This window comes from Microbacterium sp. GW823-FHT02G05 (assembly GCF_058797175.1).
Genome location: NZ_JBXAJK010000001.1, coordinates 156,240 through 182,845, shown reverse-complemented (window position 1 = coordinate 182,845; position 26,606 = coordinate 156,240). Strand labels below are relative to the sequence as shown.

The window sequence follows — 26,606 nt, the reverse complement described above, 5'->3', positions numbered from 1 at the left end:
CCTGTCGACGGCGGATGGGCGGCGGCAGGGTAGAGGACTCCAGATCGAAACGGAGGAGCTCCTCATGACTGACTCGCTCACTGATCCCCGCACGGTGCACCACTCGGCGGAGTTCCCCGCGCAATCTCAACGCCAGCCGGGCAAGACCGCGCCGATGGATCCCACTCCGGATCACGGAGAGGACACCTACCGCGGCAGTGATCGTCTGCACGGGCGCCGCGCGCTCATCACCGGAGGTGACTCGGGCATCGGACGCGCCGTGGCGATCGCCTTCGCCCGGGAGGGGGCGGATGTGGCGATCGTGCATCAGGACGAGGAGCAGGTCGACGCGGATGTCACGCTCGACCAGGTGCGCGCCGCGGGCCGAATCGGGGTCGGCTTCGCGGGAGATCTGCGGGACGAGGAGTTCGCGACCGCGATCGTCAAGAAAACTCGGGAGGCCCTGGGCGGGCTCGACACCCTCGTTCTCAATGCGGGGTACCAGCATGATGTCGCCGGCTTCGAGTCGCTCGACACCGAGAAGATGCGGCGCGTGTTCGACACGAACCTCGCAGGGATGCTCTTCACCGCACGCGCCGCATATCCGACGCTCGAACCGGGCAGCAGCATCATCGTCACCGCCTCGATCCAGGCCTACAACCCCTCACCGGGACTCATCGATTACGCGATGACGAAGGCGGCCCAGGTGGCTTTCGTCAAAGCGCTCGCCGAAGAGGCGGGACCGCGCGGCATCCGTGTCAACGCGGTCGCGCCCGGCCCGATCTGGACGCCGCTGATCCCCGCGACCGGGTGGGGTGAGGAGCGCGTGCGCACCTTCGGACAGGATGCGCCGCTGGGGCGCGCGGGGCAGCCCGCAGAGCTGGCGGGAGCATATGTCTATCTCGCCTCGGATGAGGCCACGTACACCTCCGGTGCAGTGCTCCCCGTCACGGGCGGGAAGGCGCTGTGAGGGACGGGCTCAGCCGACTCGGGTGAAGACTCCGAGGCCCGACGGCTCCTCGACGTGCTCGAACTTGTTGAACACCGTGAGGGTCACCCCGGTGATCGCTCCGCCCTCACGCGTGAACACCGCAGATGAGAGCGAGCCGGGCAGCGTGTTCTCCCCGACTGGCGCGAACGACAGGGTGTCGCCGTTCCAGGGATCGAGTGCGAACGTGTAGCCGCCGTCCGGTCCCAGTGCTCCCTGGAGCGCCCCGCCGGACTCGGTCACGGTGAAGGTGCCGAAGTAGTCGCTCGTGTAGGTGCCGACATAGTCGGATGCCGGGCCCTGCGGTGCCGCATCCGCGGGAGGCTCTTCGCCGGCGAGGTCACCGGCCGGCGCGTTGTAGTCCGCGAAGAAGCCGCTCATGACGTCGACCCAGTCGCGTGCCGGAGCGCCGTACATGACCGTCTCGACGAAGGACTGCGTGATGGCCTCGGGCAGGCCGATGGGGGCGCCGTTGGTGAGTACGACGATGCCGAGATCAAGATCGGGGACCATCGTCGCACCCGTGGCTGTGCCGAGACCGAAGGCCCCGGAGTGGCTGAGGGTGACGCGACCGCCGGCGCCCGAGCCGACGTTGATGCCGAAGCCGTAGTGGCTGGGGCGCTCTTCGAGGGTGCTGTTGTGCGAGCTGATGACCTGTGCCGAGAACGTCTGCGTGAATGGCACCGGATCGATGAACGGCGTGCCGTCGAGTTCACCGTCGGCGAGCACGAGTGCCATCCATTTCGCGATGTCTCCCGCCGTCGAGGCGACACCTCCTGCGGGTGCCTCCGCATCGGGGTTGCGGTCGAAGAGCGGCTGGAAGTCATCCTCACCGATGCGCGCATGCTGCACGGCCCTGTTGTCCGTCTGAACGAATGCTTGGTGCGAGGCGGTCGTCGACGTCATGCCCAGCGGGTCGAACAGCAGTTCCTGCGCCGTCTCCTCCCAGGTCTCACCTCGCGAGACGGCGACCGCCTCGGCGCCGGTGGTGAGGCCGAAGTTCGAGTACTGATAGGTGATCCGGAATGGCGCGAGCGGGATGTACCGCAGGTGGTCGAGGATGTACTCGCGGTCGAACCCGAGGTCCTCCAGGTCATCCCCGCCGCCGGTGGGGATTCCCGTGCGGTGCGCGAAGTAGTCCCCGATCTGCGCGTTCGCGGTGACGTACGGATCGTTCATCTCGAAGTCGGGCATGAGCTCCGAGACCGGCGTCTGCCACGACAGGTTCTCGTCCTCGGTGATGGCCTTGGCGATGATCGTGCCTGAGAGCGGCTTCGAGAGCGAAGCGATCATGAACAGCGTCTCGGTGTCGACGGGGTCATCCGTCGTGTTGTCGCGCACTCCGAACGCTCCCTCGTAGATCGTCTCGCCCTTCGAGACGACGGCCACACTGGCCCCGGGAACGCCCGTGCGTTTCATGCCGTCCTCGACGAGCGCGGGCAGCTGCTCCAGCGCTGCCGCGACGGCGTCGTCGCGGTCGACCGGCAGCGCGACGACGTCTTGGCTGGGCACGTCGCCGGTGGTGATGGCGATCGTCGCCGGAGAGGCGGACGCGGCACCGAATGTGCATCCGGTCGCCCCGCCGATCAGCGCGATGGCCAGCACTCCGACGAGAGCCGGACGTGCGCGATGGATGGTGTCGAGTCCCGCTCTGCGTGTGCTCACCGTCATATTGTGCGCGCCCGTGAGCCCGATTGTCGATGGGTCTGCGAGTGGTGGCCGGTCAGTGCGCCGCGAACAACCGGCGGAGCCCGGCGATGCCCTCCTCTTCGAGCGCGCGCAGCTGGATGTCCGCGCCGGTTCCGTGAGCCTGGATCACGGCGAGGCGAGCGTGCACGACTTCGAGGTCACCGTGCGCGTCGAGACTGTTGCGCAGTGCATGCACGAGCCCGTCCGCGATCGCCGTCGCGGGGGCGACCTCGCCCGTGCGCGGATCGACGAGTCGCGCCTGCATGCCGGCGCGCGCCGCCATCCAGAACGACGCATCGATGGCCTCGGACTCGAGGGTGATGGCCTCCGGAGGTTCGGTCACGAGCGCGCGGGTGAGCGCGGCCGCGAAGAGCGAGTCCTCCGTCGTCAGCTGAGCATCGAACACGCGCACCTCGACGGTGGGGTAGTTGTCCGAGACGCGCGCCGCCCACGCGATTGCGCCACGGTCGACAGCAGCGCCGGTCTGCACCAGGCGATCGATGCGCCGCTCGTAGTCGTCGGCATCGACGAAGAGCGGCGGACACCACATGGTCGAGAGTCTGCGCAGAAGAATGCTGCGCCAACTGACGAAGCCCGAGGGCTGATGCCGCCAGAACGGCGAGTTCGCGGTCATCGCCAGAAGCACCGGGAGCCAGGGGCGCAGGGCATTCAGCGCCCTGATCCGGTCCTCCACGTCGGTGACCTCGGTGTGCACGTGGAGCCCGTTCACGAAATGCTCCTGGGTCAGACCTCCCATGAGGTCTGCGATCACGCGATAGCGCTCCTTGGGTGTGACAGCGGAGGAGCGCGGGGAGCCATAGGGGGTGCCCGCGCTGCAGATGAGCGCATCCGCTCCTTCGGCGAACTCTCCCAGAGCCCGACGGAACCCGCGGAGCTCCTGCGCGGCGTCTGCCAGGGTCGTTGCGGGTGTCGTGGAGATCTCGACCTGGCAGTCCAGGAACTCCGCTTCGGAATCGCCGCCGACGGGGGCATCCGCCTGATGTGTGCGCACAGCTTCGCTGTGCAGTGCGGCGCGAGCGGCCATGCCCCTCGGTGCGGGCGCCAGCGTGCGTCGATCGAGCACCATGAATTCCTCTTCGACGCCGAACCTCGCCATCGTCTGCCTCCCGCTCCTGCGCTCGCTCGGATGTCGCGCGTGCCGTGACGCTCGCGCAAAAGGAGTGCCGCTGTCAACCCCCTTTCGGGGCGATATCCCGATCCCTATAGTCGGTATCTCCCTCACGGTGCAACAGTGCCGAGACGAAAGGAACGCAGATGAACATTCTCTTGGTCGTCGTCGTCGTGATCGCAGTGATCCTGGCGATCACTGGTGGCTTGGTGCAGTCGCTCAACTTCCTGCTCTGGGTCGGCCTTGTGCTGCTGGCCATCGCGGTCATCGCCTGGCTGCTCCGCTCAATCTCGGGGCGCAACACCACGCGTTGACGCCCGTCACCATCGCAGGCGAGGATGGCCGCTCCGGATGTTCCGGGGCGGCCATCCTCGTCTGCGTGTACGGCGGATCGCCCGACAGTCCTTGCGCAAGCGTAAGAAGGGTGATTCTTTCCGGAGATCTGCCGGAAATATCTCGATTTCAGGCCATCTTGTCCGCCACTATGAGGCTGTTTGATCGGATCTCCGCGCATCCTGCCGGAGGTCGCTATGAGGGAGCACTTGCATGACAGTGATGGGAATCGTGGTCGAGGGCGATCGCGAAACACGCGTCGCCGCGACTCCGACGACGGTGGGAAAACTCATCGGGCTCGGATATGACGTGGTCGTCGAATACGGCGCAGGAGAGACGGCGTCGTTCAGCGACGCCTCGTTCACCGAGGCCGGAGCGCGCATCGTCGACCGCGACACCGCGTGGGCGGCCGATGTGGTGCTGAAGGTCAACCCGCCGACGGAGGCGGAGATCGCGATGCTGAGCGATGGCGCCACCCTCGTGAGCATGCTCAGCCCGAACCTGCGTCCGGATCTCATCGAAGCCCTCTCGCAGCGCGGTATCACCGCGATCGCTCTCGATGCCGTGCCGCGTATCTCGCGAGCGCAGTCGATGGACGTCCTCTCCTCGATGGCGAACATCGCCGGCTACCGCGCCGTGATCGAGGCGGCTCACGAATTCGGTCGCTTCTTCACGGGACAGGTCACCGCGGCCGGAAAGGTCCCGCCTGCCAAGGTGCTCGTCGCCGGAGCCGGCGTGGCAGGGCTTGCGGCGGTCGGCGCCGCCTCGAGTCTCGGCGCGATCGTGCGTGCCACCGACCCGCGCCCCGAGGTCGCCGACCAGGTGCGCTCGATCGGCGGTGAGTATCTCCCGGTCGACGTGCAGGTGGATCAGTCGACCGACGGCTATGCGAAGGCCACGAGCGAGGCCTACGATCGTCGCGCTGCGGAGATCTACTCCGAGCAGGCGCGCGACGTGGACATCATCATCACGACGGCGCAGATCCCGGGCCGGGCCGCGCCGCGCCTCATCACCGAAGCGGATGTCGCGAGCATGAAGTCCGGCAGCGTCATCGTCGACATGGCGGCCGCGCAGGGCGGAAACGTCGCCGGCTCGATCTCGGGCGAGAAGGTCGTCACAGCGAATGGCGTGACGATCCTCGGGTACAGCGACCTCGCCTCGCGCCTTCCCGCGCAGGCCTCGCAGCTCTACGGTACGAACCTCGTCAACCTGATGTCCCTTCTCACGCCCGGCAAGGACGGCCGGCTCGTCCTCGATTTCGATGACGTCGTGCAGCGCTCCGCGACGGTCGTGCGCGATGGGGCGAGCACCTGGCCGCCGCCCCCGGTGACGGTATCGGCCGCACCGAAGGCTGCGCCGGCCGCATCCATCCCCGCGCCCGAGCCCAAGAAGGGCATCAGCCGTGGCGTGAAGATCGCCTGGTTCGCTGTCGGCATCGTCGCGCTGTTCCTGGTGAACCTCTTCGCGCCCGACCCCCTGCCGCAGCACTTCACCGTGCTGATGCTCTCGGTCGTGATCGGGTTCTACGTGATCGGCAAGGTCGCGCATGCGCTGCACACCCCGCTCATGAGCGTCACCAACGCGATCAGCGGCATCATCGTGGTCGGCGCGCTCCTGCAGATCACGCAGCCGAACCTTCTCGTGCAGATCCTCGCGGCGATCGCCGTGTTGGTCGCGAGCATCAACATCTTCGGCGGCTTCGCGGTGACAAAGCGGATGCTGGCCATGTTCTCCAAGGGCGCGAGCCCTGCGGGCAAGTAGAGGAAGACCGAACCACAATGAACCTCTTCTCTGCGGAAGCCCTCGTCGGTGCGGCCTACATCGTCGCCGCGCTGCTCTTCATCCTCAGCCTCGCCGGTCTCAGCAAGCACGAGACCTCGCGCGCGGGCGTCACCTACGGCATCATCGGCATGGCCATCGCGTTGATCGCGACCGTCGGCGTCTCGATCAGCGGTGCGTGGGGCGACCCGGCCGCCACGACCGGCATCGTCCTGCTCTTCGCCGCCGTCATCGTCGGTGCGGCGATCGGACTCTGGCGCGCCCGCGTCGTCGAGATGACCGGCATGCCCGAACTGATCGCGCTGCTGCACAGCTTCGTCGGTCTCGCCGCCGTCATCGTCGGCTGGAACGGGCACCTCAACCCGCCGGCGCTCACCGGCGCCCTGAGCGACATCCACCACGCGGAGGTGTTCATCGGCGTCTTCATCGGCGCCGTGACCTTCACCGGATCGATCGTCGCTTACCTCAAGCTCTCGGGAAAGATCTCGTCGAAGCCGCTCATGCTGCCCGGCAAGAACGTGCTCAATGTGCTGGCGCTTGTCGCGTTCCTCACGCTCACCGTCTGGTACGTCATCGACTCGCAGCTCTGGCTGCTGATCGCCGTCACCCTCGTCGCGCTCGCGCTCGGATGGCACCTCGTGGCATCCATCGGCGGTGGCGACATGCCGGTGGTCGTCTCGATGCTCAACAGCTACTCCGGATGGGCGGCGGCCGCGGCCGGCTTCCTGCTCAACAACGATCTGCTGATCGTCACAGGCGCGCTCGTCGGGTCCTCCGGTGCCTACCTGTCGTACATCATGTGCAAGGCGATGAACCGCTCGTTCTTCTCGGTCATCCTGGGCGGCTTCGGGATTGTCGCCGCCCGCGGCGACGAGGAAGAGCACGGCGAGCACCACGAGGTGAACGCAGAGGAGGTCGCGCGGATGCTGCAGGGGGCGAAGAGCGTCGTCATCACCCCGGGCTACGGCATGGCCGTCGCGCAGGCGCAGTATCCGGTTGCAGAGCTCACCTCGCGTCTGCGCGACCGCGGCGTCGATGTGCGCTTCGGCATCCACCCTGTCGCCGGCCGTCTGCCGGGGCACATGAACGTCCTGTTGGCGGAGGCGAAGGTACCGTACGACATCGTGCTCGAGATGGACGAGGTGAACGACGATCTCGCCGCCACCAGCGTCGTTCTCGTGATCGGCGCGAACGACACCGTCAATCCTGCCGCGGCGGAGGATCCGGGAAGCCCCATCGCCGGCATGCCGGTGCTGCGGGTCTGGGAAGCGGAGAACGTCGTCGTGTTCAAACGCTCCATGGCCTCGGGCTACGCCGGCGTACAGAACCCCCTGTTCTTCCGCGACAACGCGCAGATGCTCTTCGGCGATGCCAAGGAGCGGGTGGAGGACATCCTGCGCGCGCTCTGATTAATGGCGAGTGAAGGGCGGATGCTGTCTCGGGAAGTTCCGATGACAGCATCCGCCTTTCCTTGCGTTGCAGGCCCGCTCTTCGGTAAGGGAGCAGCGGATGCGACAATGTGCGCATGGGGGAGTACGAGGGAGAACTGGAGTCGGTTCGCGTCGCGCGCGTGCTGCGGGAAGAGATCATCATCGGCGACCGCGAACCGGGGACCCGCCTTGTCGAACGGGATATCGCCGCCGCGATGAACGTGAGTCGTCTGCCGGTGCGGGAGGCGATCAAGCAGCTCGCCGCTGAGGGGTTGGTGGTCGCGAAGCCGCGTTCCGGAGCGGTCGTGCGGCAGTTCACTCTGCAGGACATCGACGACTTCGCGGAGCTGCGAGAGGCGATCGAGACGCTGACGTTCGTCCTCGCCGCCAAGCGGCATACGCCCGAGGGCCTTGCCGCGCTGCGCGAGGTCATCGATCGGCAGCGTGCGGCTGTGGGAGCGGACGACCTGCGGGCGGCGTGGAGTGCATCATCCGACTTCCACATCCTCGTCACGCAGCTGGCGGGAAACGCCATGGTCAACGAGATGGTCGCCGGAATGGCGCCACGCCTGCGCTGGATCTTCGGTCACCACGAGGACCTGGCGGGCATGGTCGAGGCGCACGAGGCGATCTTCGCTGCTGTCGAGCAGCGCGACACCGAACGGGTGCGGGGGCTCGTCATCGACCATCTGGAATCGGGCCGTCAAGAGGCCGTCGAGAGGCTGAACGCACGCACGATGTGGTCGATCTGACGGGAGCCGCTCTTCAGCCGTCAGGACACCGGAGGCATCGGCGTCGTCGTGTCGATGGCCTCCCGCAGGGCGCCACGCATCGCGCGCCAATAACCGGTGGGGGCGACGCGGACGAGAGCGTCGATCAGACGCGCTTCGCGGCCGACCAAGACACGCGCTCTTCGGTGGATCGTGCCGCGCACGATCTGCTCGGCTGCGTCGTCGGGGTCGGTCGTGTACATCGCCGCCTGCGCGGCGGCGGCCCGTGAGGCGACGTTCGGATCGATCGCAGCGGCGTACCGGCCGTGCAGGATGATCCCCGTGCGAACGCCCGCGGGGTAGACGGCGCCGACGGTGATGCGCGTGCTCTCGAGTTCGTGCCGCAGCGCCTCCGAGAATGCTCGCACGGCGTACTTGCTCATCGCGTAGGGGATGCGGCCGGCGGGGGAGGCGAGCGCATAGACGCTCGCGAGGTGCGTGATGTGCGCCTCCGGCGCGCGGCGCAACGCCGGCAGCAGCGCCTGGGTGATCGACACCGTGCCCCACAGGTTCACATCCATGAGCCAGCGCATCTCCTCCATCGTGAGCTGCTCGAGGGATCCGAGCATCGAGGACCCGGCGCAGGTGATCAGCGTCTGGATGTGCGGATGCTGTGCCATGACCTCCTCCGCGACAGCCTGGACGGCGGTGTCGTCGCGAAGGTCGACGGTGTGCGTTGTGACGTGCGTCGCGGCCAGTTCGCCGGCGAGTTCTCCGAGGCCCCCTGAGTCCCGGTCGATCAACGCCAGATGTGCACCGCGAGCCGCAAGATTGCGTGCGATCTCGGCTCCCATCCCGCTCGCGGCGCCGGTGATCACACTGGTCGCACCCGCAACCGTCAGTCGGGGCATTTCTCCTCCTTGAGACGCACGCACCATCGCGGCCCTCCGCGTCCGTCGACTTCGGGTGTCGGCACGCGTCTTCCCTATTCTGACTCACACTGCGGCGGTGTGGAACGGGTACGCTCGGAGCGAGGGAGGTAGCGGTGGGACGGACAGCGGATGCGATCGCCGAAGGCGTGGCGATCGCCACGTCGGCTGCGCGGTTGGCTGTCAAGAACCGCATCCTCGTCAGCACGATCGCTCACGATGAGTCGTTCAACGTCGACGCCTACGTGACCGATGCCCGTGAGGCGATCCTCGCCCTGGCCAAGGAAGCCGAAGAGGCCGCCGAGATGACGACCCGTCTGCGCAAGCGCGCGCACGGTCGGTACTCGGATCCGCGAGGCACGCACGATTACCGCGACCGTGATGTGCGCAACCTGCGTCGCCGCGCGAAGCAGTCTGCCGGTGTCGCTCAGCGTCTGCGTGCGTTCGCTGACGACCTCAACGAGCTGCGTGCGCTTGTCGAGCAGGCGCGCGAAGCGGCATGGGCGGATGTCGCGACGAACCTCGAACGACGACTTCAGGTCGAGGGCATGCGTCCCGACCAGGATCCGGACTACGAAGTCATGCGCGAAGCGCGAATGCAGGCACTCCGTCTGGTCGATCTGCAGGAGCTCGCCTCGGACGCCCGGGCGAAGCGCAAGCGCGAAGCGGCCGCCGCCAAGAAGGAAGAAGCCGCAGTCGCGAAAGACGCCCGCAGCGCTCGCAAGCAGAAATAGCCGCTGAGCGGGAGTTTCTGCGCGACGCGCGCGGGCGTCCTCGCTCAGTTTCACTTTCCGGCAGGTCCTGGGGTATTGTTGACGAGGCCCGCTACGCGGGAAGTTTTCGAAAGAAAACGATGCGCCCCTAGCTCAATGGATAGAGCATCTGACTACGGATCAGAAGGTTGGGGGTTCGAGTCCCTCGGGGCGCACCACCAAGAAAACCCCGTCGCGTGAGCGGCGGGGTTTTCTCATTCTTGCGCAGGCGGGTGAAGGATCAGACGCTGTGCCCATAGGCGTACTCCGAGGTCAGCGACCCGGAGGTGAATTCGGGCGGCAACGGCACCTCGCCCGGGCGACCCCGACGCGCGGACAGTACGCCCAGCTCGCGAGAGACCGCAGCGTTGAGGGGGGCGTCGATGCCGTGTCGTCGCGCGAGGAGCACGATCTCGCCGCTCAGGAAGTCGACCTCGCTCGATGTGCCGCGGGCGAAGCTCTGCCAGGTGGAGAGCCTCCCGGGCGTGTGTCCTGGCACGTCGGCGACCTCCAGTCGCGGCGCATCCCATGCGTCGGGGGCGACGGCGAGACCGGCGGTGAAGAACACGCGACGTGCTTCACTCGCCAGTGCGTTCTCCGCACGTTCGCGCTGTTCGGGGGAGGCGCCGAAGACATCGACGACATTGCGAAGGTTCGCGACGAGGCGGCGTCGTTTTGCTGCGAGGATGTTCGGCTCGATGATGGCCGCGAATCCGGCGCGGGTGAACGCCGCCCGGTGGCGTTCTTCCTCCGCGGGTGCGGACCGAGGATAGCCGCCCAGCCAGGCGACGCCGACGACGGGACGACCCGGCGAGACGACCACCCCCGGTTCGAGGTGGCTGGCGGGAATGGCCACTGAAATCCCGATCACATTCGCGAAACGGCGTAGCGCGACAGCTTCGGACGCCAGCCCGTTCTGGATCGTGAGGATCGGCAGATCGGCGACGACGCCGGTCCCATCGGCGAGTTGCACCCACGCGATCTCGGCGATCGTGCTCTCGACATCCTGCGCCTTGACGGCAAGTACGATCGCGTCGTTCGCCCGTGGGCGCGCGTCGGCGATCGAGCCAACGATGTCCACTTCCACTGTCTCGTCGCCCTCCGGGCGGCGCACTCGGACGCCGTCGCGTCGAATGACCTCAAGTGCCGTGCCACGTCCGACGAGGGTGACGGCGACGCGTGCGCTGCTCCACTGCGCAGCGAGAAGGGTGCCGAGCGCGCCGGCGCCCACCACGATGTAGCGGCTCATCCGTTCTCGCCTTCGGCCACGTCCGGCAGGCGCTCGCCGGCCTCGATCCGCACGCTCAGACGGTTGCCTGCGGGCGGCAGTGGGCAGACGTACTGATCGCTGAAGGCGCAGGGCGGCAGGTAGGCGCGATTGAAGTCCACGGTCACTGCGCCGTCGGCGTTCGGGGCCTCGATCGGCAGGAAGCGGAATCGGTACGCATCATCGCCCGACGTCGCATCCGCGATCACGGCCTGCAGCCCTGATGCGCTGGCTGACACTGTGAGCCGTACCTTCTCACCGGGAAGGGAGAGCTCGACGACTCCGACACCGACCTCCGTGCGCTCGTGGCCGTCGATGCTGCGCACGACGCGCGTCTCGCCGTCGGACGCCGGTTCGAATGTTCCGCGCAGGACCCAGTCCGACCGCCAGGGATAGGAGAGAATGCCACGCAGGCGGCGACGCGAGGGAGCATCCGGATCGATCACTCGCAACGCGAGCGCGCCGTCACGGGAGAACGCGCGCAACTCGAGCCGACCGACGCGGATCGCCTCGCCCGGCCGAAGCACATGCTTCCCTGCGTGCTCGGCGATGCTGCCGATGATCGCACCGTCGCGCGCCGCCCACGTCCCGGGTGTGCCATCGTACGTCCGCGACTCCGCGTCGAGCCAGTGGGTGTGGCGCAGGGCAGCGATGCCGAACTCGGACGAGACCGCGCGCCAGCGGGCCGACGTGGTGTCGGCTGCGATGGTGGTCATGCGGTCACCGCCGCTCGGGATGCCTCATGCTCGGCCACGCGCTCGTCGAGTGACGCGCGGGCGCGACGCCACTCGGCGTCAAGGAGCGGATACGCCTTCTCGATGAGGGGGCGTGCCTTCGCGATCCCGACCGGGATCGTGTGTCGCCCCGGGTGCAGTCCGAGCACGAGTTCGTCGGTGAGCGCGAATGACGGATCAGCGACCAGAGAGGCGACGAGGTCGTCGACCGTGCCCCAGGCGACGTTGTCCGAGAGCAACTCGTCTGCGGGGCTCAACCCCTCGTCGAGGCGTCCGACCGTGCGCGCCGCAGCGTTCCACTCGCGCGTGGCTGCGCTGACCTCGGCGAGTGCCTCGGCCGTCGTGTCTGCGGGCCACGCCGTGCGGGAGAGCACCACATGGGGCGTCCGGCTGTCGCCCCATGCACGCGTGAACTCGGAACGGTATTCGAGGATCGAGTCGGCCTGCCGCTTCAGGAAATGCGGACGTCCCTCTGGCGTGCGTTCGGCTCCGTTCCCGAAGCGCTCGAGGATGAACCCGTCACCGAGCTGCCCTGCGCGCCGGATCGTCGACCAGGTCGAGGTGCCATGGTAGATCCGTCCTCGGAGGTCGTGGTTGGGCGGGTGGATCCGGGCGTTCGAGTCGGGCACCTGTTCGCCGCGCAGGGCCCAATGCAGCTGCTCGACCTTGCGAAGGTAGTCGTCGTCGCGTTCCTGACCCCATCGGGCGAACACGTGGTAGCCGGTCGATGGCACGCCCTTGCCGAGGCCGAGCTGCAGACGCCCGCGGCTCAGATGGTCGAGTACGGATGCCTCTTCGGCGAGACGCACGGGGTCGTCGACGATGATCGGGACGACAGCCGTGCCGAGTGTGATCGTCGAGGTCAGTGCGGCGGCCGCGCCGTAGAAAGCGAACGGGCTTGGTAGGTTCGCCCAGCCCGAGTGGAAGTGCCGGGTGGCGATCCAGGCGCTGTCGTAGCCGAGCCGCTCGAGCTCCTGAACGAACCGCAGGTTGTCGCTGTAGACCTGGTCGAGATCCTCGGTCTGATCCAAGTGGGTGATGAACCCGAGACGCAGGTGTGGGTTGCTGGATGTGTCGAGCGGTTGATGCGTGCGGGGGAGCGCGTGAGTCATGGTGATTCCTCTCAGGCCGAGGCGGCCAGGTGTGCGGCGGGGGCGGAGCCCGGGGTCGTGTCGCTGCCCTGAAGGCCAGGCAGCTCGTCGGCGAACAGCTCGATCGCGCGAAGAACGTGCGCGTGGGTGACACCGGGGCCCTGGAACTGGATCGCCGTCTGCTCGGTGCCGTCGAACTGGTCGGTCCAGTCCCAGATCTTCTGGGCGACGTCTCCGGGGGTGCCGATCGCGAAGCTCAGTCGCTCGGCGATCTCGTCGAACTGCGCGCTGTCCGGCCCGCCCGTCCAGTCGAGCTTCAGATAGATGCGGGCATACTCACGCAGGAACTCGACGGCGTCGCGACGAGCGTGATCGCGGGTGGGAGCCACGAGACCACTGCGCAGGTGGATCACCTCGCCGGAGATTCCGGTCACGGATCGGTACTCGCTGTTGAACCGGAGACGCTCTTCCAGCGGGAGGGGGCGGGGGATCATCAGGCGGTATCCGTGTTCCGCTGCCAGCGGGATCGCGTTGCGTCCGGCCGCCGTCCAGATCAGCTCACGAGCAGGACGGCCGGCAGGCGGCGAGACCACCACATCGGCGAAGCGGTAGTGCTCGCCCTCGAAGTTCACGGTGCCGATGTCGATCGCCTGACGGAGGATCTCGAACACCTCGGCCGCGCGCGCAGAGGATTCCGCGCGCGACACTCCCCACACAGAGAGGAAGCGCTCATCGCCGACGCCGGATCCGACACCCAGGTCAAGTCGCCCACCCGAGATCGCGTCGAGCAGCAGCGCGGATTCAGCCAGGCGGATCGGGTGGTAGAACGGCGCGCAGACGATTGCCGTTCCCAGCCGGATGCTGCGTGTGACACCGCTGAGCCGGGCGAGCATCAGCAGTGGGTCGGGGATCTCTCCGCGCATGTCGAGGTGATGCTCGGTGACCCATACTCCGTTGTAACCGAGCTGATCTCCGAGAACGACCTGCTCCTCGATGTCGCGGTAGAGCTGGACGGCCGACTGGCCGGGGGACGTGTCGCCGTAGTAGAACAGGTCAATCCTGGGCATGGGATGTCCTTTCGGAGGAGCTGATGCGTGCGGGAAGGGTCGGCAGCGAGGCGAGGAGCTGCTGCGTGTAGGGATGCTGCGGAGCTGTGAAGATCTCCTGCACATCGCCGTGCTCGACGACGCGTCCGTCCTTCATGACGAGAACGCGGTCGGCAATGTGGTGGACGACGCCGAGGTCGTGCGAGATGAACAGAAGCGCGACGCCGGTGCGGTCGCGCAGGTCCGCGAGCAGGTCGAGGATCTGCGCCTGCACCGAGACGTCGAGGGCGGACACGGCCTCGTCGCAGACGATCACCTCGGGGCGGGTCGCCAGCGCACGCGCGATTGCGACGCGCTGCCGTTGCCCACCCGAGAGCGACGACGGTCGACGCGTCGCCGTCTCGGGGGGAAGATCGACTGCTGCCAGAAGCCTGCTGATCTCTGCAGGACGATCGGCGCGCGAGACGCCGATGCGTGCGAGTGCCTCAGCCAGGATGGCGCTCGTCCGTTGTCGAGGGTCGAAGGACGCGAGCGGATCCTGCGAGATGTGCTGGATGCGGGGTCTGCGTGCGCGACGTTGTCGCTCTGGGATGCCCGTCCACGGCTCGCCGAAGAAGGAGACATGACCGGAATCGGGCGCGGTGAGGCCGAGGAGCACGCGACCGGCAGTCGACTTGCCCGATCCTGATTCACCGACGACGCCGAGGATCTCCGAGCGACGGAGAGCGAACGTCACGCCATCGAGTGCTGTCGTCTCCGTTCCCCCGGGAGCGCGGAAGGACTTGCGCACGTCTTCCGCGTGCAGGACGACCGGCGATGCCTCGTGGTCGTGTGGAGGGTGCGGCGTCGAGGATCGCTGGGGTGTGAGACGCCTTCCCCGCGAGTCGGGGCCGGGCACAGCATCCAGTAGCTGACGAGTGTATGCGTGCTGCGGATCTGACAGAACTCTCGTCGTCGGGCCCTGCTCGAGCACGATGCCGTCGCGCATCACCACCACTCGGTCAGCGATCTGTGCCACCACGGCCAGGTCGTGGCTGATGAGGAGAAGCGAGGTTCCGCGCGACTTGAGTGCAGCGAGCAGAGTGAGAATCTGTGCCTGGACGGTCACATCCAGTGCCGTGGTCGGCTCGTCGGCGATGATGAGCTCCGGCGTCGCCGCGAGTGCGGACGCGATCAGCGCCCGCTGACGCAGGCCGCCCGAGAGCTCGTGCGGATACTGTCGTGCGCGCAGAGCGGGATCAGGGACGCCGACGTCTGCCAGGAGGCCACGGACGCGAAGCTTCTGTTCGCGTCGATCCAGAAGACGGTGGATCTCGAGCGGCTCGGCAACTTCTGCGCCCACACGGCGAAGTGGATCGAGTGAGCTGAGCGCGTCCTGCAGCACGAGGGCGATACGTCGGCCGCGGATACCGCGCCACTCCCGTGCGGTGAGGTGGCGCAGGTCCGTGCCGCGCCAGTCCATCCGTTCGGCTTCGATGACCGCATCTCTCCCCGCGACGCCGAGAAGCGTGCGCGCTGTCACGCTCTTGCCTGATCCGGACTCGCCGACGATGGCGACAGCTTCTCCCTGGTGCACGTTGAAGGAGACGCCGCGCACGGCTGTGATCGATGCTGCGCCGCGGCCGAACGTCACGCGAAGGTCGCGGACGCTGAGCAGAGGCGGGGCCGGACTCAGAGAGAGGACGGGATGCGACCTGTTGTCGACATGCGGCCGCGCGAGTGTGTCGGTCATCGGGCATCTCCGATCGAGCTGAGGAAGCGGCGCTGAAGCCATCGGCCGATGACGGTCACCGAGATCACGGTCGCGGCCAGGAAGACGCCGGGCCACAGTGCGAGCCAGGGTGCCAGCGTGAGGTAGTTGCGGCTGTCCGCGAGCATGAGTCCCCATTCGGGCGTCGGCGGTTGGGCGCCGAGCCCGACGAAGCTGAGCGCCGATCCGAAGATGATCGCGGTTCCGACGCCGATCGTGGCGAGCACGAGCGCGGGCCCGATCGAGTTCGGAAGGACATGGCGCCATGCGATCCGGACGGGCCGCTGGCCGAGCCCGATCGCGGCTTCGATGTATGAGGATCCGCGGACCTGAAGCGCCTGCGCGCGGAGCACCCGCGCATAACTGGGGATCGACCCGATGCCGATCGCGATGAGGAGCGTGGAGAAGCCCGTGCCGAGGATGGCGACGGAGATGATTGCGAGGAGCATCTCGGGGAATGCATAGAGCACATCGATGGTCCGAGAGACAGCACGGTCGACCCATCCGCGGGCGAGCGCCGCGATCAGTCCGATGAACAGGCCGGCGCTGAGTCCGATCGCCGTTGCGCCGAAGCCGATCCCGAGGCTGAGGCTGGCACCGTGGACCACCCGAGCAAACTGGTCGCGTCCCAGCTGGTCGGTGCCGAACGGATGCTCCGCGCTGGGCGCCAGGAACGTTGCAGCCGCGTTCGCCAGCAGCGGGTCCACGCGCGTGAAGATGCCGGGGGTCAGCGCCATGACGATCAGGGTCGCGAGGACTACTGCGGCCACGATCACTCCCGGTGGCACCTCGAACCGGATGGTTCGCTGACGAAGTCTGGGCAGGGCCGCATCGAGCGTCACCATGCGCTACTCACCTCTTCGCGGGCGCGTGTGCGGGGGTCGATGAGAAGGGCGAGCAGATCGACGATCGTGTTCACGATGAGGAAGACGACCGCCGAGAACACGACGACACCCATGATCACTGGCGCGTCTTTCGACATGACCGCGTTGAGCAGCACCCGACCGATCCCGGGCCGGGAGAACAGGGTCTCGATCACGGTGGTCCCGACGAGAAGAGATCCGACGATCGCGCCCGATACGGTCAGCGCGGGGATCGCCGAGTGTCGCAGGCCATGGCGCAGCCGAAGGCGCGCCTCGCTCGCACCCCGCGTGCGGGCCGTCAGTGTGTGCGGTTGCTCCAGTGTCTCGTCAAGGCGCTCACGCAGGATCTGCCCGAGGACCCCGGCAAGGGGGAGCGACAGTGTGAGTGCCGGGAGCACGAGCGACGACAGGCCGTCGGCACCCGTCGTCGGAAACAGGGGAATGTGAAAGGCGAAGACGCTCAACAGGATCAGGCCGATCCAGAAAGACGGCACGGCGATCGCGATCAGCTCGACCGACTGGGCGAGCCCACGCCCGATGCGTCCGCGTCCCGCCGTGACCAGAGCCCCGACGAGGGCGAAGGCGATCGCGAGGACCATAGCGGCCGCGGTCAGCGCCGCTGTGGGGGGAAGCGCGGCCGCGATGATCTCCGCGACAGGCTTGCGCTGTTGATAGCTCACGCCGAGATCGCCGACGAGCAGCCCGCCGAGATGCCGGAAGTACTGTGCCCAGACGGGCTCATCCAACCCGTACGCGGCGGCGACGGACTGCCGCATCTCGGGGGTGATCTCGAACGTGCCCCGCAGCAGCGTATCGACCGGGTCGCCGGGCATCAGACGCAGCGTCAAGAAGCTCAGCGTCGCTGCGGCGAGCATGACCAACACGATGTCGATCGCGCGTGCACGGGCGAAACGCAGCGCCAGCGCGGCGGCCGAGGGCCTTCCGGCCGACCGCGCGGCGAGTGGCCGTGGAGCCGGCGGCGCGGTGTCGATCAACGTGTCGGTCATCCCTGTGCTCCCCTCGGCGTCAGCCGGCGACCTGGACGTCGTAGAACGCCGTCGGGTAGCCCACAGGGTCGAAGGCGATGCCGTTCACGGTGTCCTTCGAGGCGACGAGGAACGACTGGATGTAGATGGGGATGATCGACACCTGTTCGTTCACACGATGCTGGATCAGCCGATACAGTTCGGCCCGACGCTCGGGATCGGAAGACGACGATGCCTCGGCATTCCACGCGGCGATCTCCTCATCGCCGTAGCGGGAGTAGTTGATGCCGTTCGGGGCGATGCCCTTCGGGTTCGTCGCGGAGCCGAACACCGCGGCATCCGACTGTCCCCACGACTCGGCGACGATCTCGTAGTCGCTCGCTGCCACGCGGTCGAGGTATGCCGTCGTATCGAGCTGCTCGATCGTGATCTGGATGCCCGCCTCGCGTGCCTGAGCCTGTACGGCCTCGGCGACGATGTCGCGCTGATCGCGGATATCGCTCGCGTCGCTGACCCAGCGCAGCACCAGGCGCTGGCCGTCCTTCGTCAGATAGCCCTCGGCATCCTTCGCGGTGTAACCGGCCTCGGCAAGGAGTTTCGCGGCACGTGTCTGGTCGAAGTCAAAGCTCCCCTCGACATCTTCGGCGTACGCACCGGCCGGCGCGGTGCTCGGAGCGAGCGGCGTCCAGGCGCGGTCGTAGCGCCCCTTGTAGACCGTGTCGACGAGGCCATCCCAGTCGATGGCGGCGCGCAGCGCCTCCCGCACGCGCACGTCGGAGGTCGGGCCGTCGGTCGTGTTGAGAGGTGCGACGAACGGCACGCCTGCAGCGGGAGCGCTCGCGAGAACGAAGCCAGCGCTCTCGACGGCATCCGCGTTCAAAGGGGGGAGACTGGCGATCGCGTCGGCCGCACCACTCGTGAGCGAGCCGATGCGCACCTGGGCTTCGGGGACGAACTGGATCTCAACCTCGCGGAGGAGAGCCGGACCCGTGTGGGCGGCGAACTCCGGGCCCCACTCATAGTCCTCGTTGCGCTCCAGAACGAGCTTCGCGCCCTGGTCGTACTCGGCGGGGATGAATGGTCCGGTGCCGACGAGGGCGAGCGGGTCTGCGCAGCGGTCGCCATCATCGTACTTTTCCAGCGACCCGAGCGAGAGCACCGGGTAGTCGGGATTGGAGAGCTGCTGCAGGATGTTGGCGGTGGGCCCCGTGAGCGTGAGCTCCCATGTCAGCGGGTCGATCGCCCGTGACGAGCCGTACCAGCGGGGAGCAGAGAGCGTGCTGCCCTCAGCGACGAACCGCGCGAAGCTGGCCTGCACGGCGTCCGCGGTCAGCTCTTCGCCGTCGTGGAAGGTGACGTCATCACGCAGAGTGAATGTCCACACCGTCCCGTCTTCGCTCGACTCCCACGCGGTCGCCAGGCCAGGCGAGAACGCGCCTTCAGTGTCCTGGCGGACGAGGGGGTCGATGATCTGGCGGATCACGGTGTAGTTGGCGAGGTTCTTGTACGCGCCGGTGTCGAAGCAGACGGGTTCGAGGTCGCTGAGGTAGACGAAGCGGGAGGGTTCGGACGTGGTGGATCCGCCGGCGGGGGCTCCTGCGCAGGAGGTGAGCAGCAGCACCGCCGGTAGGGCGGCGGCCAGCGCGAGTCGTCGATTCATCGGGGTCTCCAAGGGCTGTGTGGTGTCGGGTGGGTCAGAGCGTCGGGAATGGCGGGACGGGAGCGCGACCTGCGGCCCATACATCGATGCGGGCGAGCAGGTCGGCGGAGATTTCGGTGCGGAGCACGTCGAGATTGCTGCGGAGATGGACGAGGCTGCTCGTTCCCACAAGAGGCAGGGCGGACGGCGAGCTGTGCAGGATCCACGCGAGAAGCAGCGTCGCTGGAGGGATGCCGGCCTCGTCTGCGAAGGCGCGAATCGCCGTGTCGTCGAGCAGATCGCGCCCGTGCCCGAGGCCCCAGAAGGCCACGAACGGGATGCCGTCGGCGGTCGCCGCGTCGAGGAGGTCGGAGGAACGCCGACTAACCACGTTGTAGTGGTTCTGGACGGCCGCGATCGAGACGATGGTCTGCGCTGCGCGATACTGCTCGAGCGTCACGGCGCTCAGTCCGATGTGCTCGATGACTCCCTCTGTCTGCAACGTCGCGAGTGCGCCGAGCTGATCTTCCAAGGGATAGGCCGGGTCGATGCGGTGGAGATAGAAGAGCGGGATGGTCTCCAGACGCAGCCGTCGTGCCGACGCGTGGGCCTGCTGGCGCAGGTAGTCGGGATGCCCGAGCACGCGCCATTCGCGTGCGCCGGTGCGGAGCATGCCGGCCTTCGTCGCGATCAGAAGTCCGTGAGGATACGGCCACAACGCCTCGGCGAGCACTGCTTCGCTGACATCCGGCCCGAGACTGTCGGCGGTGTCGATGTAGTCGATGCCGGATTCGACGGCCCCGCGGGCGAGTTCGATCGCCGTGCGGCGATCGGCAGGAGCACCCCAGCCTCCCGGACCGGCGAGATGAAGAGCGCCGAAGCCGAGACGCGCGACGGAGCGCCCTGCGAGCGTGACGCGAGCGGCTGTATCGAGGAGCGTGGGGTGTGACGGAATAGTCATTGTGTCTTCCAGGGGTGAGTGGTTCCCACAGCATGAGAGGCGCTCTGGGCACGGGACAACCTGTCGGCGATGCGGTCTGACATGTGCGTTCACATGGGCGTCATCGAGCGTCATGAGAGAGCGCGGGACGACACAGAACGGGGCATCCGCACACCATGGCGCCCGTCCACGCCTATCGTGCTGGGCATGATCACCACTCCGCTTGACGAGCGCACTCCGGCGCCCAGCATCGTTTCTTCAGTCGGTGCCGACGACTTCCGGTCGATCTTTCGCAGGCACCCCGGCGGCATCGCGCTGATCGCCGCCGACTCTGGGAGCGGGCCCGTCGCGCTCACCGTCAGCTCGCTGGCATCGGTGAGTGTCGACCCGCCGGTTCTCTCGTTCTCGCTGTCGGCTGCGTCTTCCGCGAGCCCGGCGATCGCGGTCGCGCGCACGGTCGTCGTGCATCTGCTGGACGAGCAGGACATCGGCCTCGCACGTTTGGGAGTGACGAGCGGGATCAACCGCTTCGCGGATACATCCATTTGGACGCGGCTTGCGACCGGTGAGCCGGTGTTTCCGGGGGCCAGGGCGTGGTTGCGCTGCGTCATCGTCGATCGGATGCATGTGGGCGGTTCGAGCGTGATCGCGGCCCGGGCGCTGCAGCATCATGTCTCTCGCCGTACCGGAACCGGTGACGGCGATGCGCTGGTCTACCACGATCGGGCGTGGCACCGCCTCAGCACGCAATCCGTGCTCCGCTGACCGCGGAGGGCGCACGCTCGTCTCGGAACCTGGGGAGGATCTCGGGCGTAGGCTGGTGGGTGTGACAGCGTACGTCTCGGCCTTTGACCTCTTCTCCATCGGAGTGGGGCCTTCGAGTTCCCATACGGTCGGGCCGATGCGGGCGGCGCAGCAGTTCGCGGCGCAGCTTCGGGTTGCAGGTGTGCTCGACGAGATCGAGAACGTGTCGTGTGTGCTCTACGGCTCACTCGGCGCGACGGGGCTCGGCCACGGCACACCCGATGCGGTCGTCGCTGGCCTGCAAGGGCTCGCGCCCGAGACCTGCGCCCCGGATGATGTGCGTCGAGCCTGGGTGGACTGGGCTGAGGGCACGCCTCTTCTTCTGGATGGGAAGCACCCCGTGCCGTTCGCGAAGGCGGACATCGCCTTCGAGGCGCGCACGCGCCTGCCGGGGCATCCGAATGCGATGACGCTCATCGCACGCGACGGCAAGGGCGCTGTGCGTGCGGAGGAGACCTACTACTCGGTCGGCGGTGGCTTCATCCGCCGCGATGGCGAGGATCAGCAGCTCGGCGGGCACACCTACCCCTACGCGTATCGTGACGCGGCGGGACTCCTCGAACTCTGCGACGAGCACGGGCTGACGATCGCGGAGCTCGCGCGGCTCAACGAGGTCTCGCGACGCAGCGAAGATGAGGTCGCGGCGGGGCTCGACGCGATCTGGGACGCGATGGCGTCGTGCGTCGAGGCGGGGCTGGCGACCGATGGCACGCTGCCCGGGATCCTGCAGGTGAAGCGACGCGCATCGGCGATCCGCGCGCAACTCGACGCGTCTGAAGCCGAGGGCGGCAGGGAGCTCCCGGGGGAGTGGCTGGGCGCTTTCGCCCTCGCCGTCAACGAGGAGAACGCTGCCGGTGGACGGGTCGTCACGGCGCCGACGAACGGGGCCGCGGGCATCCTTCCCGCGGTCGCGATGTACTGGTGGCGCTTCCTTGCGGACTCCGGACTCGGCGTCGGCAACGCCGTCACCCCCTACGGCGAACTGGTCGGCAGTGCGCTGCTCGGCTTCACCGGTGACCGCGCTGACGGAGCGGATGCGGCGCTGAGTGACGCCGAGGTCGCTGAGGCGAACCGCCGTCGGGGCATCCGCCGCTTTCTGCTCACCGCGACCGCGCTGGGGTCGCTGTTCAAAGCGAATGCCTCGATCTCCGGAGCTGAGGGCGGATGCCAGGCCGAGGTCGGATCTGCGTGCGCCATGGCCGCGGGCGGTCTGACGGCCGTGATGGGTGGCACGAACCGGCAGATCGAGAACGCCGCCGAGATCGCTATGGAGCACCACCTCGGCCTGACGTGCGACCCGATCGGCGGGCTCGTGCAGATCCCGTGCATCGAGCGGAACGCGATCGCGGCGTCGACCGCGGTGACGGCGGCTCGTCTCGCGTTGCGCGGCGACGGCAGCCACTACGTGTCGCTCGACGCCGTGGTCGAGACAATGCGCCAGACCGGCCTGGACATGTCGACGAAGTACAAGGAGACCAGCGAGGGCGGCTTGGCGGTCAACGTCATCGAGTGCTGATCCTCCCCGTTCGAGGAGCGATGTTCACTCCCTTCTCGCCGAGAACAGGGTGAACATCGCTCCTTGAACACGTGGCGAGGCTGTTGACGGCGTCCGCGCAGCGGAGCACAATCAGCCCATGACGACGGATGCGGCGGTCGCAGTTCGTGGGTTGCAGGTGCAACGCGGCAGGACGCGCGTTTTCGACGGGGTGGATCTGGACATCCCCCGTGGGCAGGTCATCGGTCTGCTCGGCCCATCCGGATGCGGCAAGACGACGCTCATGCGCGCGATCGTCGGCGTGCAGAAGACAGCGGGCGGCACCGTGACCGTGCTGGGCGAGCCTGCCGGATCGGCGTCGCTGCGGCATCGTGTCGCGTACGGCACGCAGGGTGCTGCGGTCTACACGGACCTCAGTGTGCGGGAGAACCTGCACTACTTTGCGGGGGTGCTCGGGGCGCCGCGCGGCGACGTCGAGCGGGTGCTGAACCGGGTGGGTCTGCGCGCCGAGGCTAACCGCGTCGTTCGCGACCTCAGCGGCGGACAGGTGAACCGGGTCTCGCTGGGGATCGCCCTTCTCGGCACGCCGGAACTCATCGTCCTCGATGAGCCCACGGTGGGCCTCGATCCGGTGCTGCGTGCGGAGCTGTGGACGCTGTTTCGCAGCATCGCCGAAACCGGAACCACGATGCTCGTCTCCAGCCACGTCATGGATGAGGCTCTGCGGTGCGACCGACTGCTGCTCATGCGCGAGGGGCGGATCATCGCCGACACGACGCCCGCGGACCTGCTCGCCTCGACCGGAAGAGCAGATGCCGAGCAGGCCTTCCTGGTGATGATCGAGCGCGAAGGCGCAGCATCCGCACCTCCTCCGCCCGACCGCGCGGAGACGCGGCGCTCACGGCGGGAGGGGGCGAGATGAACATCCGATGCACGCTCGCGACCGCTGGACGGGTGCTCCTGCAACTGCGGCGCGATCCGCGCTCGATCGCTCTGATGGTGATCGCGCCGAGCCTTCTGGTCGGGCTGTTCGCCTGGCTGTTCACAGATCAGGAGGGTGTGTTCGACCAGTTCGGCGGGGCGATTCTGGCGCTGTTCCCGTTCATCGTGATGTTCCTGGTGACCTCGATCACGACGCTGCGTGAACGTCGATCGGGCACGCTCGAGCGGCTCATGACGACCCCGCTCGGCAAGGCGGATTTCATCCTGGGCTATGCGCTCGCGTTCGCCGCTATGGCCGTCGTGCAGGCGATCGTGACGGTCGCCTTCGCCGTGTACGTCTGCGGACTGACGGTCGACGGACCGCTGTGGCAGCTGGGCGCGGTGGCCGTTGTGGATGCGGTGCTCGGCACAGCCCTCGGGCTGCTGGCGAGCGCGTTCGCGCAGACGGAGTTCCAGGCGGTGCAGTTCATGCCGGTGCTCGTCTTCCCGCAGATCATCCTCGGCGGGCTGTTCATGCCGCGCGACCAGATGCCGGATGTGCTGTCGGCGATCTCCGACTGGTTGCCACTGAGCCACGCGATCGATGCGATCCAGGCCGTCGCGGCGGGCGATCAAGGGTGGGACGTCGGTGGCCCCCTGCTGATCGTCGCGGCGTTCGCGGTCGGATTCCTCGTGCTGGCGCCGCTCACCCTGCGGCGGCGTACACCGTAGGGCCTATCCCTGTTCGCGGGCCGTGCGCGCCTTCGTGTGGCGGGTGGGGGCGGCAGCCCACGGGTCTTCCGGCCACGGATGCTTGGGGTAGCGCCCGCGCATTTCAGCGCGCACCTGCGCATAGGGGCCCGACCAGAACGAAGCGAGGTCGTCGGTGATGGCGAGCGGGCGCCCGGCAGGTGACAGCAGGTGAAACAGCACGGGGACGCGGCCGTCGACGAGTCGGGGGGTTTCGGCCCAGCCGAAGCACTCCTGCAGTTTCACTGCGACGACAGGGCGCGCGGTCGGATCGTCGTGCGGAGGATAGGAGATGCGAATCCTGCCACCACTGGGGACCTCCAGTCGCTCCGGGGCGAGGGCCTCGAGGTTCACGGCGGCCGGCCACGGGAGAAGTCGCTGCAGGGCGGGCATCATGTCGAGTCGACCCGCCGGCGTTCCGCCCGCGAGTGCGTCGAGCTCGGGTGCGAGCCACACGTCGAGCGAACCCCGCAGTGCCGCATCCGACACATCTGGCCAGGGGAGGCCTTTCTCGCGGTGCAGCAGCGCCAGCCGGCGACGGAGGCCGTCGGCGGCATCCGACCATGTGAAGAGGTCCAGCCCGTCGCGTTCGATTCCGCGGCGCACCGCATCGCGGCTTTCCTCGGCGTTCGCCGTGACCGGAGCCGATGAACGCACGATCGCACCGACCCGCCGTTCGCGCCGTGCCCGCACGCGACCGTCGACGAACGTCACCTCGACCCTGTCGGTGAGAAGCGGGCCGGCCGCCTGCTCGAGCTGCGATTCGGAGAGTATCGCGGCCGCGCGGATCACCGCCCCGGAGTCCGAAGCCGCGCGTCCCGTGGCACGGGTGACATCGGCGACCGCGAGCCATTCGGCATCCGCGAGCACCCCACGCAGCCCGGCACGGGTACCGGATGCCAGCAGGAACGTGGCGCCGTCTGAGGAACGTTCCACGCGGCGGGCGATTCGTTCGGGGAACGCCAACGCGATCACCAGTCCGACGTCATCGAGCGTGCCGCGCGCTGTGCCCTCGTGAGCCAGACGTTCCAGGCGCTCGGCGTCGCGCGCCCGCCGCCGCGCGTCCGGCCCCTGACCGTTGCGCAGCCCCCGCACGGCAGCGGCAACATCGGCGTCGGCGATGCGCTGATCACCGCTCAGGAGAGCGACCACTTCTGCGGCGAGTCGGGTGCCGACCAGTGCGCCACCGCTGAGCAGGGCGCGGGCCAGACGCGGATCGGTCGGGATGCGTGCGAGGGCGCGCCCCTCGGCCGTGGCGCGGCCGTGGTCGTCAATCGCCCCCAGTCCGCGCAGCACTGCAAGGGCATCGGTCAGATTGTCGGCGGGGAGTGGATCGATCAGCCGGAGGCCAGCGCCTCCTGGGGCACCCCAACAGGCCAACAGCAGCGCGGCATCCGCCAGATCCGTTGTGGCGATCTCGGGCGCGGGGCGGGCGGGAGCAGCCGCATACCCGCGCTCATCTATGCAGCGGATCACCGTGCCCGCTCCCTGGCGTGTGGCGCGCCCGGCGCGTTGGACGCAGGAGGAACGGGATGCGGCGGAGGTGACCAGCCCGGTCATGCCGCGGCCCGCGTCGCGCTGGGGGACGCGAGCGAGGCAGCTGTCGACGACGACACGCACGCCGGGCACCGTCAACGAGGACTCCGCGAGTGATGTCGTGACGATGATGCGGGGCGGCTGCGCGGATGTCCGTCCGCGGATCACCGCATCCTGCGTCGCCGCAGGAAGCTGCCCGTGCAACTCTCGAACGTCGAATCCCGGGGCGCGATCGCGAAGCCGGCGGGCGATCTCTGCGACCTCGCGCGCGCCCGGAGCGAACACGAGCACATCGGATGTTCCGTCGTGGCGAGTCAGGTCGCGAGCGGCGGATGCGGCCGTGTGCGCGACATGATCGAGGAACGCGCCCGTGACTCCGCGAGCATCGAGGCGGTTCGCCGGCGGCGGGGCCCAGCGCTCCGTGAGCGGAAAAGCGGGAATCTGATGGTCGACGAGGGGAGCGGGCTCCGTCTCTGTGCCGATGACTGCAGCGATGCGCTCTGCGTCGAGCGTGGCAGACATGGCGACAAGGACGAGGTCATCGCGCAGTGCGCGCACCTCGCCGAGGAGGCCGATCAGCAGGTCGGTCTCCAGGGCGCGCTCGTGCACCTCGTCGATGATGACGCCATCGACGCCGTCGAGGCCCGGGTCGTGCAGCATCCGTCGCAACAGCACGCCTGCCGTCACAAACTCCACACGCGTGTCGGGGCTGGTGGCGCGCTCGCCGCGGACAGTGAAGCCGATGCGGGAACCGAGCGGGGTGCCATCGAGTTCGGCGAGGCGGCGGGCCGCGGCCCGGGCGGCGACGCGGCGCGGTTGCGTCACGATGATGCGCCCCGAGGTGCGGTTTGCGAGCAGGGGAGGTACGAGTGTGGTCTTGCCGGTACCCGGTGGGGCGCTGATGACGACCGCCGAATGCGCGTTCAGCGTCGCAGAGAGCTCATCGAGAGCAGTCGCGAACGACAGCCCTGCGCCGATCACGCCCAGATCGAATGCAGCATCCATCACCTGATCAGTTTGCCGTGCAGGAGCCCGAGTCGTTGATGCGGGCATCGTGGATTCGGCC

23 protein-coding genes and 1 tRNA gene are annotated in these 26,606 nt (G+C 68.0%); 11 read left to right on the top strand and 13 right to left on the bottom strand.

Annotated elements, in window-relative coordinates:
- Positions 1-64 precede the first annotated feature (64 nt).
- Complete coding sequence (locus tag AC1REM_RS00890) at positions 65-949, top strand: SDR family oxidoreductase (RefSeq protein ID WP_492512879.1); 885 nt, start codon at positions 65-67, stop codon at positions 947-949.
- A 9-nt stretch (positions 950-958) separates the two neighbouring features.
- Here AC1REM_RS00890 and AC1REM_RS00885 read toward each other — a convergent pair whose 3' ends face one another.
- A complete protein-coding gene (locus tag AC1REM_RS00885; protein ID WP_492512878.1) occupies positions 959-2,632 on the bottom strand; it encodes a serine hydrolase in 1,674 nt (557 codons plus the stop codon).
- Positions 2,633-2,690: 58 nt separating this feature from the next.
- Positions 2,691-3,773 carry a carboxylate-amine ligase gene (locus tag AC1REM_RS00880; RefSeq protein WP_492512877.1) on the bottom strand — a complete coding sequence of 361 codons (1,083 nt, stop codon included), beginning with the start codon at positions 3,771-3,773 and terminating at the stop codon, positions 2,691-2,693.
- Positions 3,774-3,931: 158 nt separating this feature from the next.
- Here AC1REM_RS00880 and AC1REM_RS00875 point away from each other — a divergent pair, with 158 nt between their 5' ends.
- The 4 genes from AC1REM_RS00875 (at position 3,932) to AC1REM_RS00860 (ending at position 8,079) form a co-directional block, all read left to right on the top strand.
- Entirely contained in the window at positions 3,932-4,099 is a 168-nt protein-coding gene (locus AC1REM_RS00875) for a hypothetical protein (protein WP_378907633.1), read from the top strand.
- 232 nt (positions 4,100-4,331) lie between these two features.
- On the top strand, positions 4,332-5,879 hold the full coding sequence (locus AC1REM_RS00870) for a Re/Si-specific NAD(P)(+) transhydrogenase subunit alpha (RefSeq protein ID WP_492512876.1): 1,548 nt from the start codon (positions 4,332-4,334) through the stop codon (positions 5,877-5,879).
- Between the two features lie 17 nt (positions 5,880-5,896).
- Complete coding sequence (pntB, locus tag AC1REM_RS00865) at positions 5,897-7,306, top strand: Re/Si-specific NAD(P)(+) transhydrogenase subunit beta (RefSeq protein ID WP_492512875.1); 1,410 nt, start codon at positions 5,897-5,899, stop codon at positions 7,304-7,306.
- A 116-nt stretch (positions 7,307-7,422) separates the two neighbouring features.
- The gene (locus AC1REM_RS00860) at positions 7,423-8,079 is read left to right on the top strand and encodes a GntR family transcriptional regulator (protein WP_492512874.1); all 657 of its coding nucleotides are present in this window, start codon (positions 7,423-7,425) and stop codon (positions 8,077-8,079) included.
- A 20-nt stretch (positions 8,080-8,099) separates the two neighbouring features.
- Here the strand turns inward: AC1REM_RS00860 and AC1REM_RS00855 are convergent, their stop codons facing one another.
- A complete protein-coding gene (locus AC1REM_RS00855; RefSeq protein ID WP_492512873.1) occupies positions 8,100-8,948 on the bottom strand; it encodes an SDR family NAD(P)-dependent oxidoreductase in 849 nt (282 codons plus the stop codon).
- 134 nt (positions 8,949-9,082) lie between these two features.
- Between AC1REM_RS00855 and AC1REM_RS00850 the strand changes: the two genes are divergently transcribed.
- Both AC1REM_RS00850 and AC1REM_RS00845 read left to right on the top strand, forming a co-directional pair.
- Positions 9,083-9,700: an asparagine synthase gene (locus AC1REM_RS00850; RefSeq protein WP_204938157.1), complete on the top strand. Its 618-nt coding sequence runs from the start codon at positions 9,083-9,085 to the stop codon at positions 9,698-9,700.
- Between the two features lie 121 nt (positions 9,701-9,821).
- Positions 9,822-9,897 (top strand) — tRNA-Arg (locus tag AC1REM_RS00845).
- 62 nt (positions 9,898-9,959) lie between these two features.
- Here AC1REM_RS00845 and AC1REM_RS00840 read toward each other — a convergent pair.
- From AC1REM_RS00840 to AC1REM_RS00800, 9 genes are read right to left on the bottom strand one after another with little or no spacing between them, the layout of a single operon-like run.
- The gene (locus AC1REM_RS00840) at positions 9,960-10,967 is read right to left on the bottom strand and encodes a ketopantoate reductase family protein (protein ID WP_492512872.1); all 1,008 of its coding nucleotides are present in this window, start codon (positions 10,965-10,967) and stop codon (positions 9,960-9,962) included.
- Positions 10,964-11,701, bottom strand: a complete 738-nt coding sequence (locus AC1REM_RS00835; RefSeq protein ID WP_492512871.1) for a DUF1684 domain-containing protein — start codon at positions 11,699-11,701, stop codon at positions 10,964-10,966. Before AC1REM_RS00835 ends, AC1REM_RS00840 begins: the two co-directional genes overlap by 4 nt.
- Positions 11,698-12,831, bottom strand: a complete 1,134-nt coding sequence (locus tag AC1REM_RS00830) for an LLM class flavin-dependent oxidoreductase (RefSeq protein WP_492512870.1) — start codon at positions 12,829-12,831, stop codon at positions 11,698-11,700. The genes AC1REM_RS00835 and AC1REM_RS00830 overlap by 4 nt, the downstream gene beginning before the upstream one ends.
- An 11-nt stretch (positions 12,832-12,842) precedes the next feature.
- A complete protein-coding gene (locus AC1REM_RS00825) occupies positions 12,843-13,877 on the bottom strand; it encodes an LLM class flavin-dependent oxidoreductase (protein ID WP_492512869.1) in 1,035 nt (344 codons plus the stop codon).
- On the bottom strand, positions 13,864-15,588 hold the full coding sequence (locus tag AC1REM_RS00820) for a dipeptide ABC transporter ATP-binding protein (RefSeq protein ID WP_492512868.1): 1,725 nt from the start codon (positions 15,586-15,588) through the stop codon (positions 13,864-13,866). The genes AC1REM_RS00825 and AC1REM_RS00820 overlap by 14 nt, the downstream gene beginning before the upstream one ends.
- Positions 15,585-16,451 carry an ABC transporter permease gene (locus AC1REM_RS00815; RefSeq protein WP_492512867.1) on the bottom strand — a complete coding sequence of 289 codons (867 nt, stop codon included), beginning with the start codon at positions 16,449-16,451 and terminating at the stop codon, positions 15,585-15,587. The genes AC1REM_RS00820 and AC1REM_RS00815 overlap by 4 nt, the downstream gene beginning before the upstream one ends.
- The gene (locus AC1REM_RS00810) at positions 16,445-17,476 is read right to left on the bottom strand and encodes an ABC transporter permease (protein ID WP_492512866.1); all 1,032 of its coding nucleotides are present in this window, start codon (positions 17,474-17,476) and stop codon (positions 16,445-16,447) included. The genes AC1REM_RS00815 and AC1REM_RS00810 overlap by 7 nt, the downstream gene beginning before the upstream one ends.
- A 19-nt stretch (positions 17,477-17,495) precedes the next feature.
- Positions 17,496-19,115, bottom strand: a complete 1,620-nt coding sequence (locus AC1REM_RS00805) for an ABC transporter substrate-binding protein (RefSeq protein ID WP_492512865.1) — start codon at positions 19,113-19,115, stop codon at positions 17,496-17,498.
- Positions 19,116-19,149: 34 nt separating this feature from the next.
- The gene (locus AC1REM_RS00800; RefSeq protein ID WP_492512864.1) at positions 19,150-20,055 is read right to left on the bottom strand and encodes an aldo/keto reductase; all 906 of its coding nucleotides are present in this window, start codon (positions 20,053-20,055) and stop codon (positions 19,150-19,152) included.
- A 186-nt stretch (positions 20,056-20,241) separates the two neighbouring features.
- Here AC1REM_RS00800 and AC1REM_RS00795 point away from each other — a divergent pair, with 186 nt between their 5' ends.
- The 4 genes from AC1REM_RS00795 (at position 20,242) to AC1REM_RS00780 (ending at position 23,986) form a co-directional block, all read left to right on the top strand.
- On the top strand, positions 20,242-20,799 hold the full coding sequence (locus AC1REM_RS00795; protein ID WP_492512863.1) for a flavin reductase family protein: 558 nt from the start codon (positions 20,242-20,244) through the stop codon (positions 20,797-20,799).
- Positions 20,800-20,860: 61 nt separating this feature from the next.
- Positions 20,861-22,354 carry an L-serine ammonia-lyase, iron-sulfur-dependent, subunit alpha gene (locus AC1REM_RS00790; RefSeq protein WP_492512862.1) on the top strand — a complete coding sequence of 498 codons (1,494 nt, stop codon included), beginning with the start codon at positions 20,861-20,863 and terminating at the stop codon, positions 22,352-22,354.
- 118 nt (positions 22,355-22,472) lie between these two features.
- On the top strand, positions 22,473-23,255 hold the full coding sequence (locus AC1REM_RS00785) for an ABC transporter ATP-binding protein (RefSeq protein WP_492512861.1): 783 nt from the start codon (positions 22,473-22,475) through the stop codon (positions 23,253-23,255).
- A complete protein-coding gene (locus tag AC1REM_RS00780; protein WP_204938154.1) occupies positions 23,252-23,986 on the top strand; it encodes an ABC transporter permease in 735 nt (244 codons plus the stop codon). Before AC1REM_RS00785 ends, AC1REM_RS00780 begins: the two co-directional genes overlap by 4 nt.
- A gap of 3 nt (positions 23,987-23,989) precedes the next feature.
- Here the strand turns inward: AC1REM_RS00780 and hrpB are convergent, their stop codons facing one another.
- Positions 23,990-26,545 (bottom strand): ATP-dependent helicase HrpB, encoded by a 2,556-nt coding sequence (gene hrpB, locus AC1REM_RS00775; protein WP_492514458.1) that lies wholly within the window; start codon positions 26,543-26,545, stop codon positions 23,990-23,992.
- Positions 26,546-26,606: the final 61 nt, after the last annotated feature.

Coding starts and splice junctions, on each gene's coding strand:
- AC1REM_RS00810 (WP_492512866.1), bottom strand. CDS start 17,476: ATGACCGACACGTTGATCGACACCGCGCCGCCGGCTCCACGGCCACTC.
- AC1REM_RS00855 (WP_492512873.1), bottom strand. CDS start 8,948: ATGCCCCGACTGACGGTTGCGGGTGCGACCAGTGTGATCACCGGCGCC.
- AC1REM_RS00780 (WP_204938154.1), top strand. CDS start 23,252: ATGAACATCCGATGCACGCTCGCGACCGCTGGACGGGTGCTCCTGCAA.
- hrpB (WP_492514458.1), bottom strand. CDS start 26,545: ATGGATGCTGCATTCGATCTGGGCGTGATCGGCGCAGGGCTGTCGTTC.
- AC1REM_RS00795 (WP_492512863.1), top strand. CDS start 20,242: ATGATCACCACTCCGCTTGACGAGCGCACTCCGGCGCCCAGCATCGTT.
- AC1REM_RS00820 (WP_492512868.1), bottom strand. CDS start 15,588: ATGACCGACACACTCGCGCGGCCGCATGTCGACAACAGGTCGCATCCC.
- AC1REM_RS00840 (WP_492512872.1), bottom strand. CDS start 10,967: ATGAGCCGCTACATCGTGGTGGGCGCCGGCGCGCTCGGCACCCTTCTC.
- AC1REM_RS00825 (WP_492512869.1), bottom strand. CDS start 13,877: ATGCCCAGGATTGACCTGTTCTACTACGGCGACACGTCCCCCGGCCAG.
- AC1REM_RS00890 (WP_492512879.1), top strand. CDS start 65: ATGACTGACTCGCTCACTGATCCCCGCACGGTGCACCACTCGGCGGAG.
- AC1REM_RS00835 (WP_492512871.1), bottom strand. CDS start 11,701: ATGACCACCATCGCAGCCGACACCACGTCGGCCCGCTGGCGCGCGGTC.
- AC1REM_RS00860 (WP_492512874.1), top strand. CDS start 7,423: ATGGGGGAGTACGAGGGAGAACTGGAGTCGGTTCGCGTCGCGCGCGTG.
- AC1REM_RS00830 (WP_492512870.1), bottom strand. CDS start 12,831: ATGACTCACGCGCTCCCCCGCACGCATCAACCGCTCGACACATCCAGC.
- pntB (WP_492512875.1), top strand. CDS start 5,897: ATGAACCTCTTCTCTGCGGAAGCCCTCGTCGGTGCGGCCTACATCGTC.
- AC1REM_RS00815 (WP_492512867.1), bottom strand. CDS start 16,451: ATGGTGACGCTCGATGCGGCCCTGCCCAGACTTCGTCAGCGAACCATC.
- AC1REM_RS00805 (WP_492512865.1), bottom strand. CDS start 19,115: ATGAATCGACGACTCGCGCTGGCCGCCGCCCTACCGGCGGTGCTGCTG.
- AC1REM_RS00875 (WP_378907633.1), top strand. CDS start 3,932: ATGAACATTCTCTTGGTCGTCGTCGTCGTGATCGCAGTGATCCTGGCG.
- AC1REM_RS00870 (WP_492512876.1), top strand. CDS start 4,332: ATGACAGTGATGGGAATCGTGGTCGAGGGCGATCGCGAAACACGCGTC.
- AC1REM_RS00880 (WP_492512877.1), bottom strand. CDS start 3,773: ATGGCGAGGTTCGGCGTCGAAGAGGAATTCATGGTGCTCGATCGACGC.
- AC1REM_RS00785 (WP_492512861.1), top strand. CDS start 22,473: ATGACGACGGATGCGGCGGTCGCAGTTCGTGGGTTGCAGGTGCAACGC.
- AC1REM_RS00800 (WP_492512864.1), bottom strand. CDS start 20,055: ATGACTATTCCGTCACACCCCACGCTCCTCGATACAGCCGCTCGCGTC.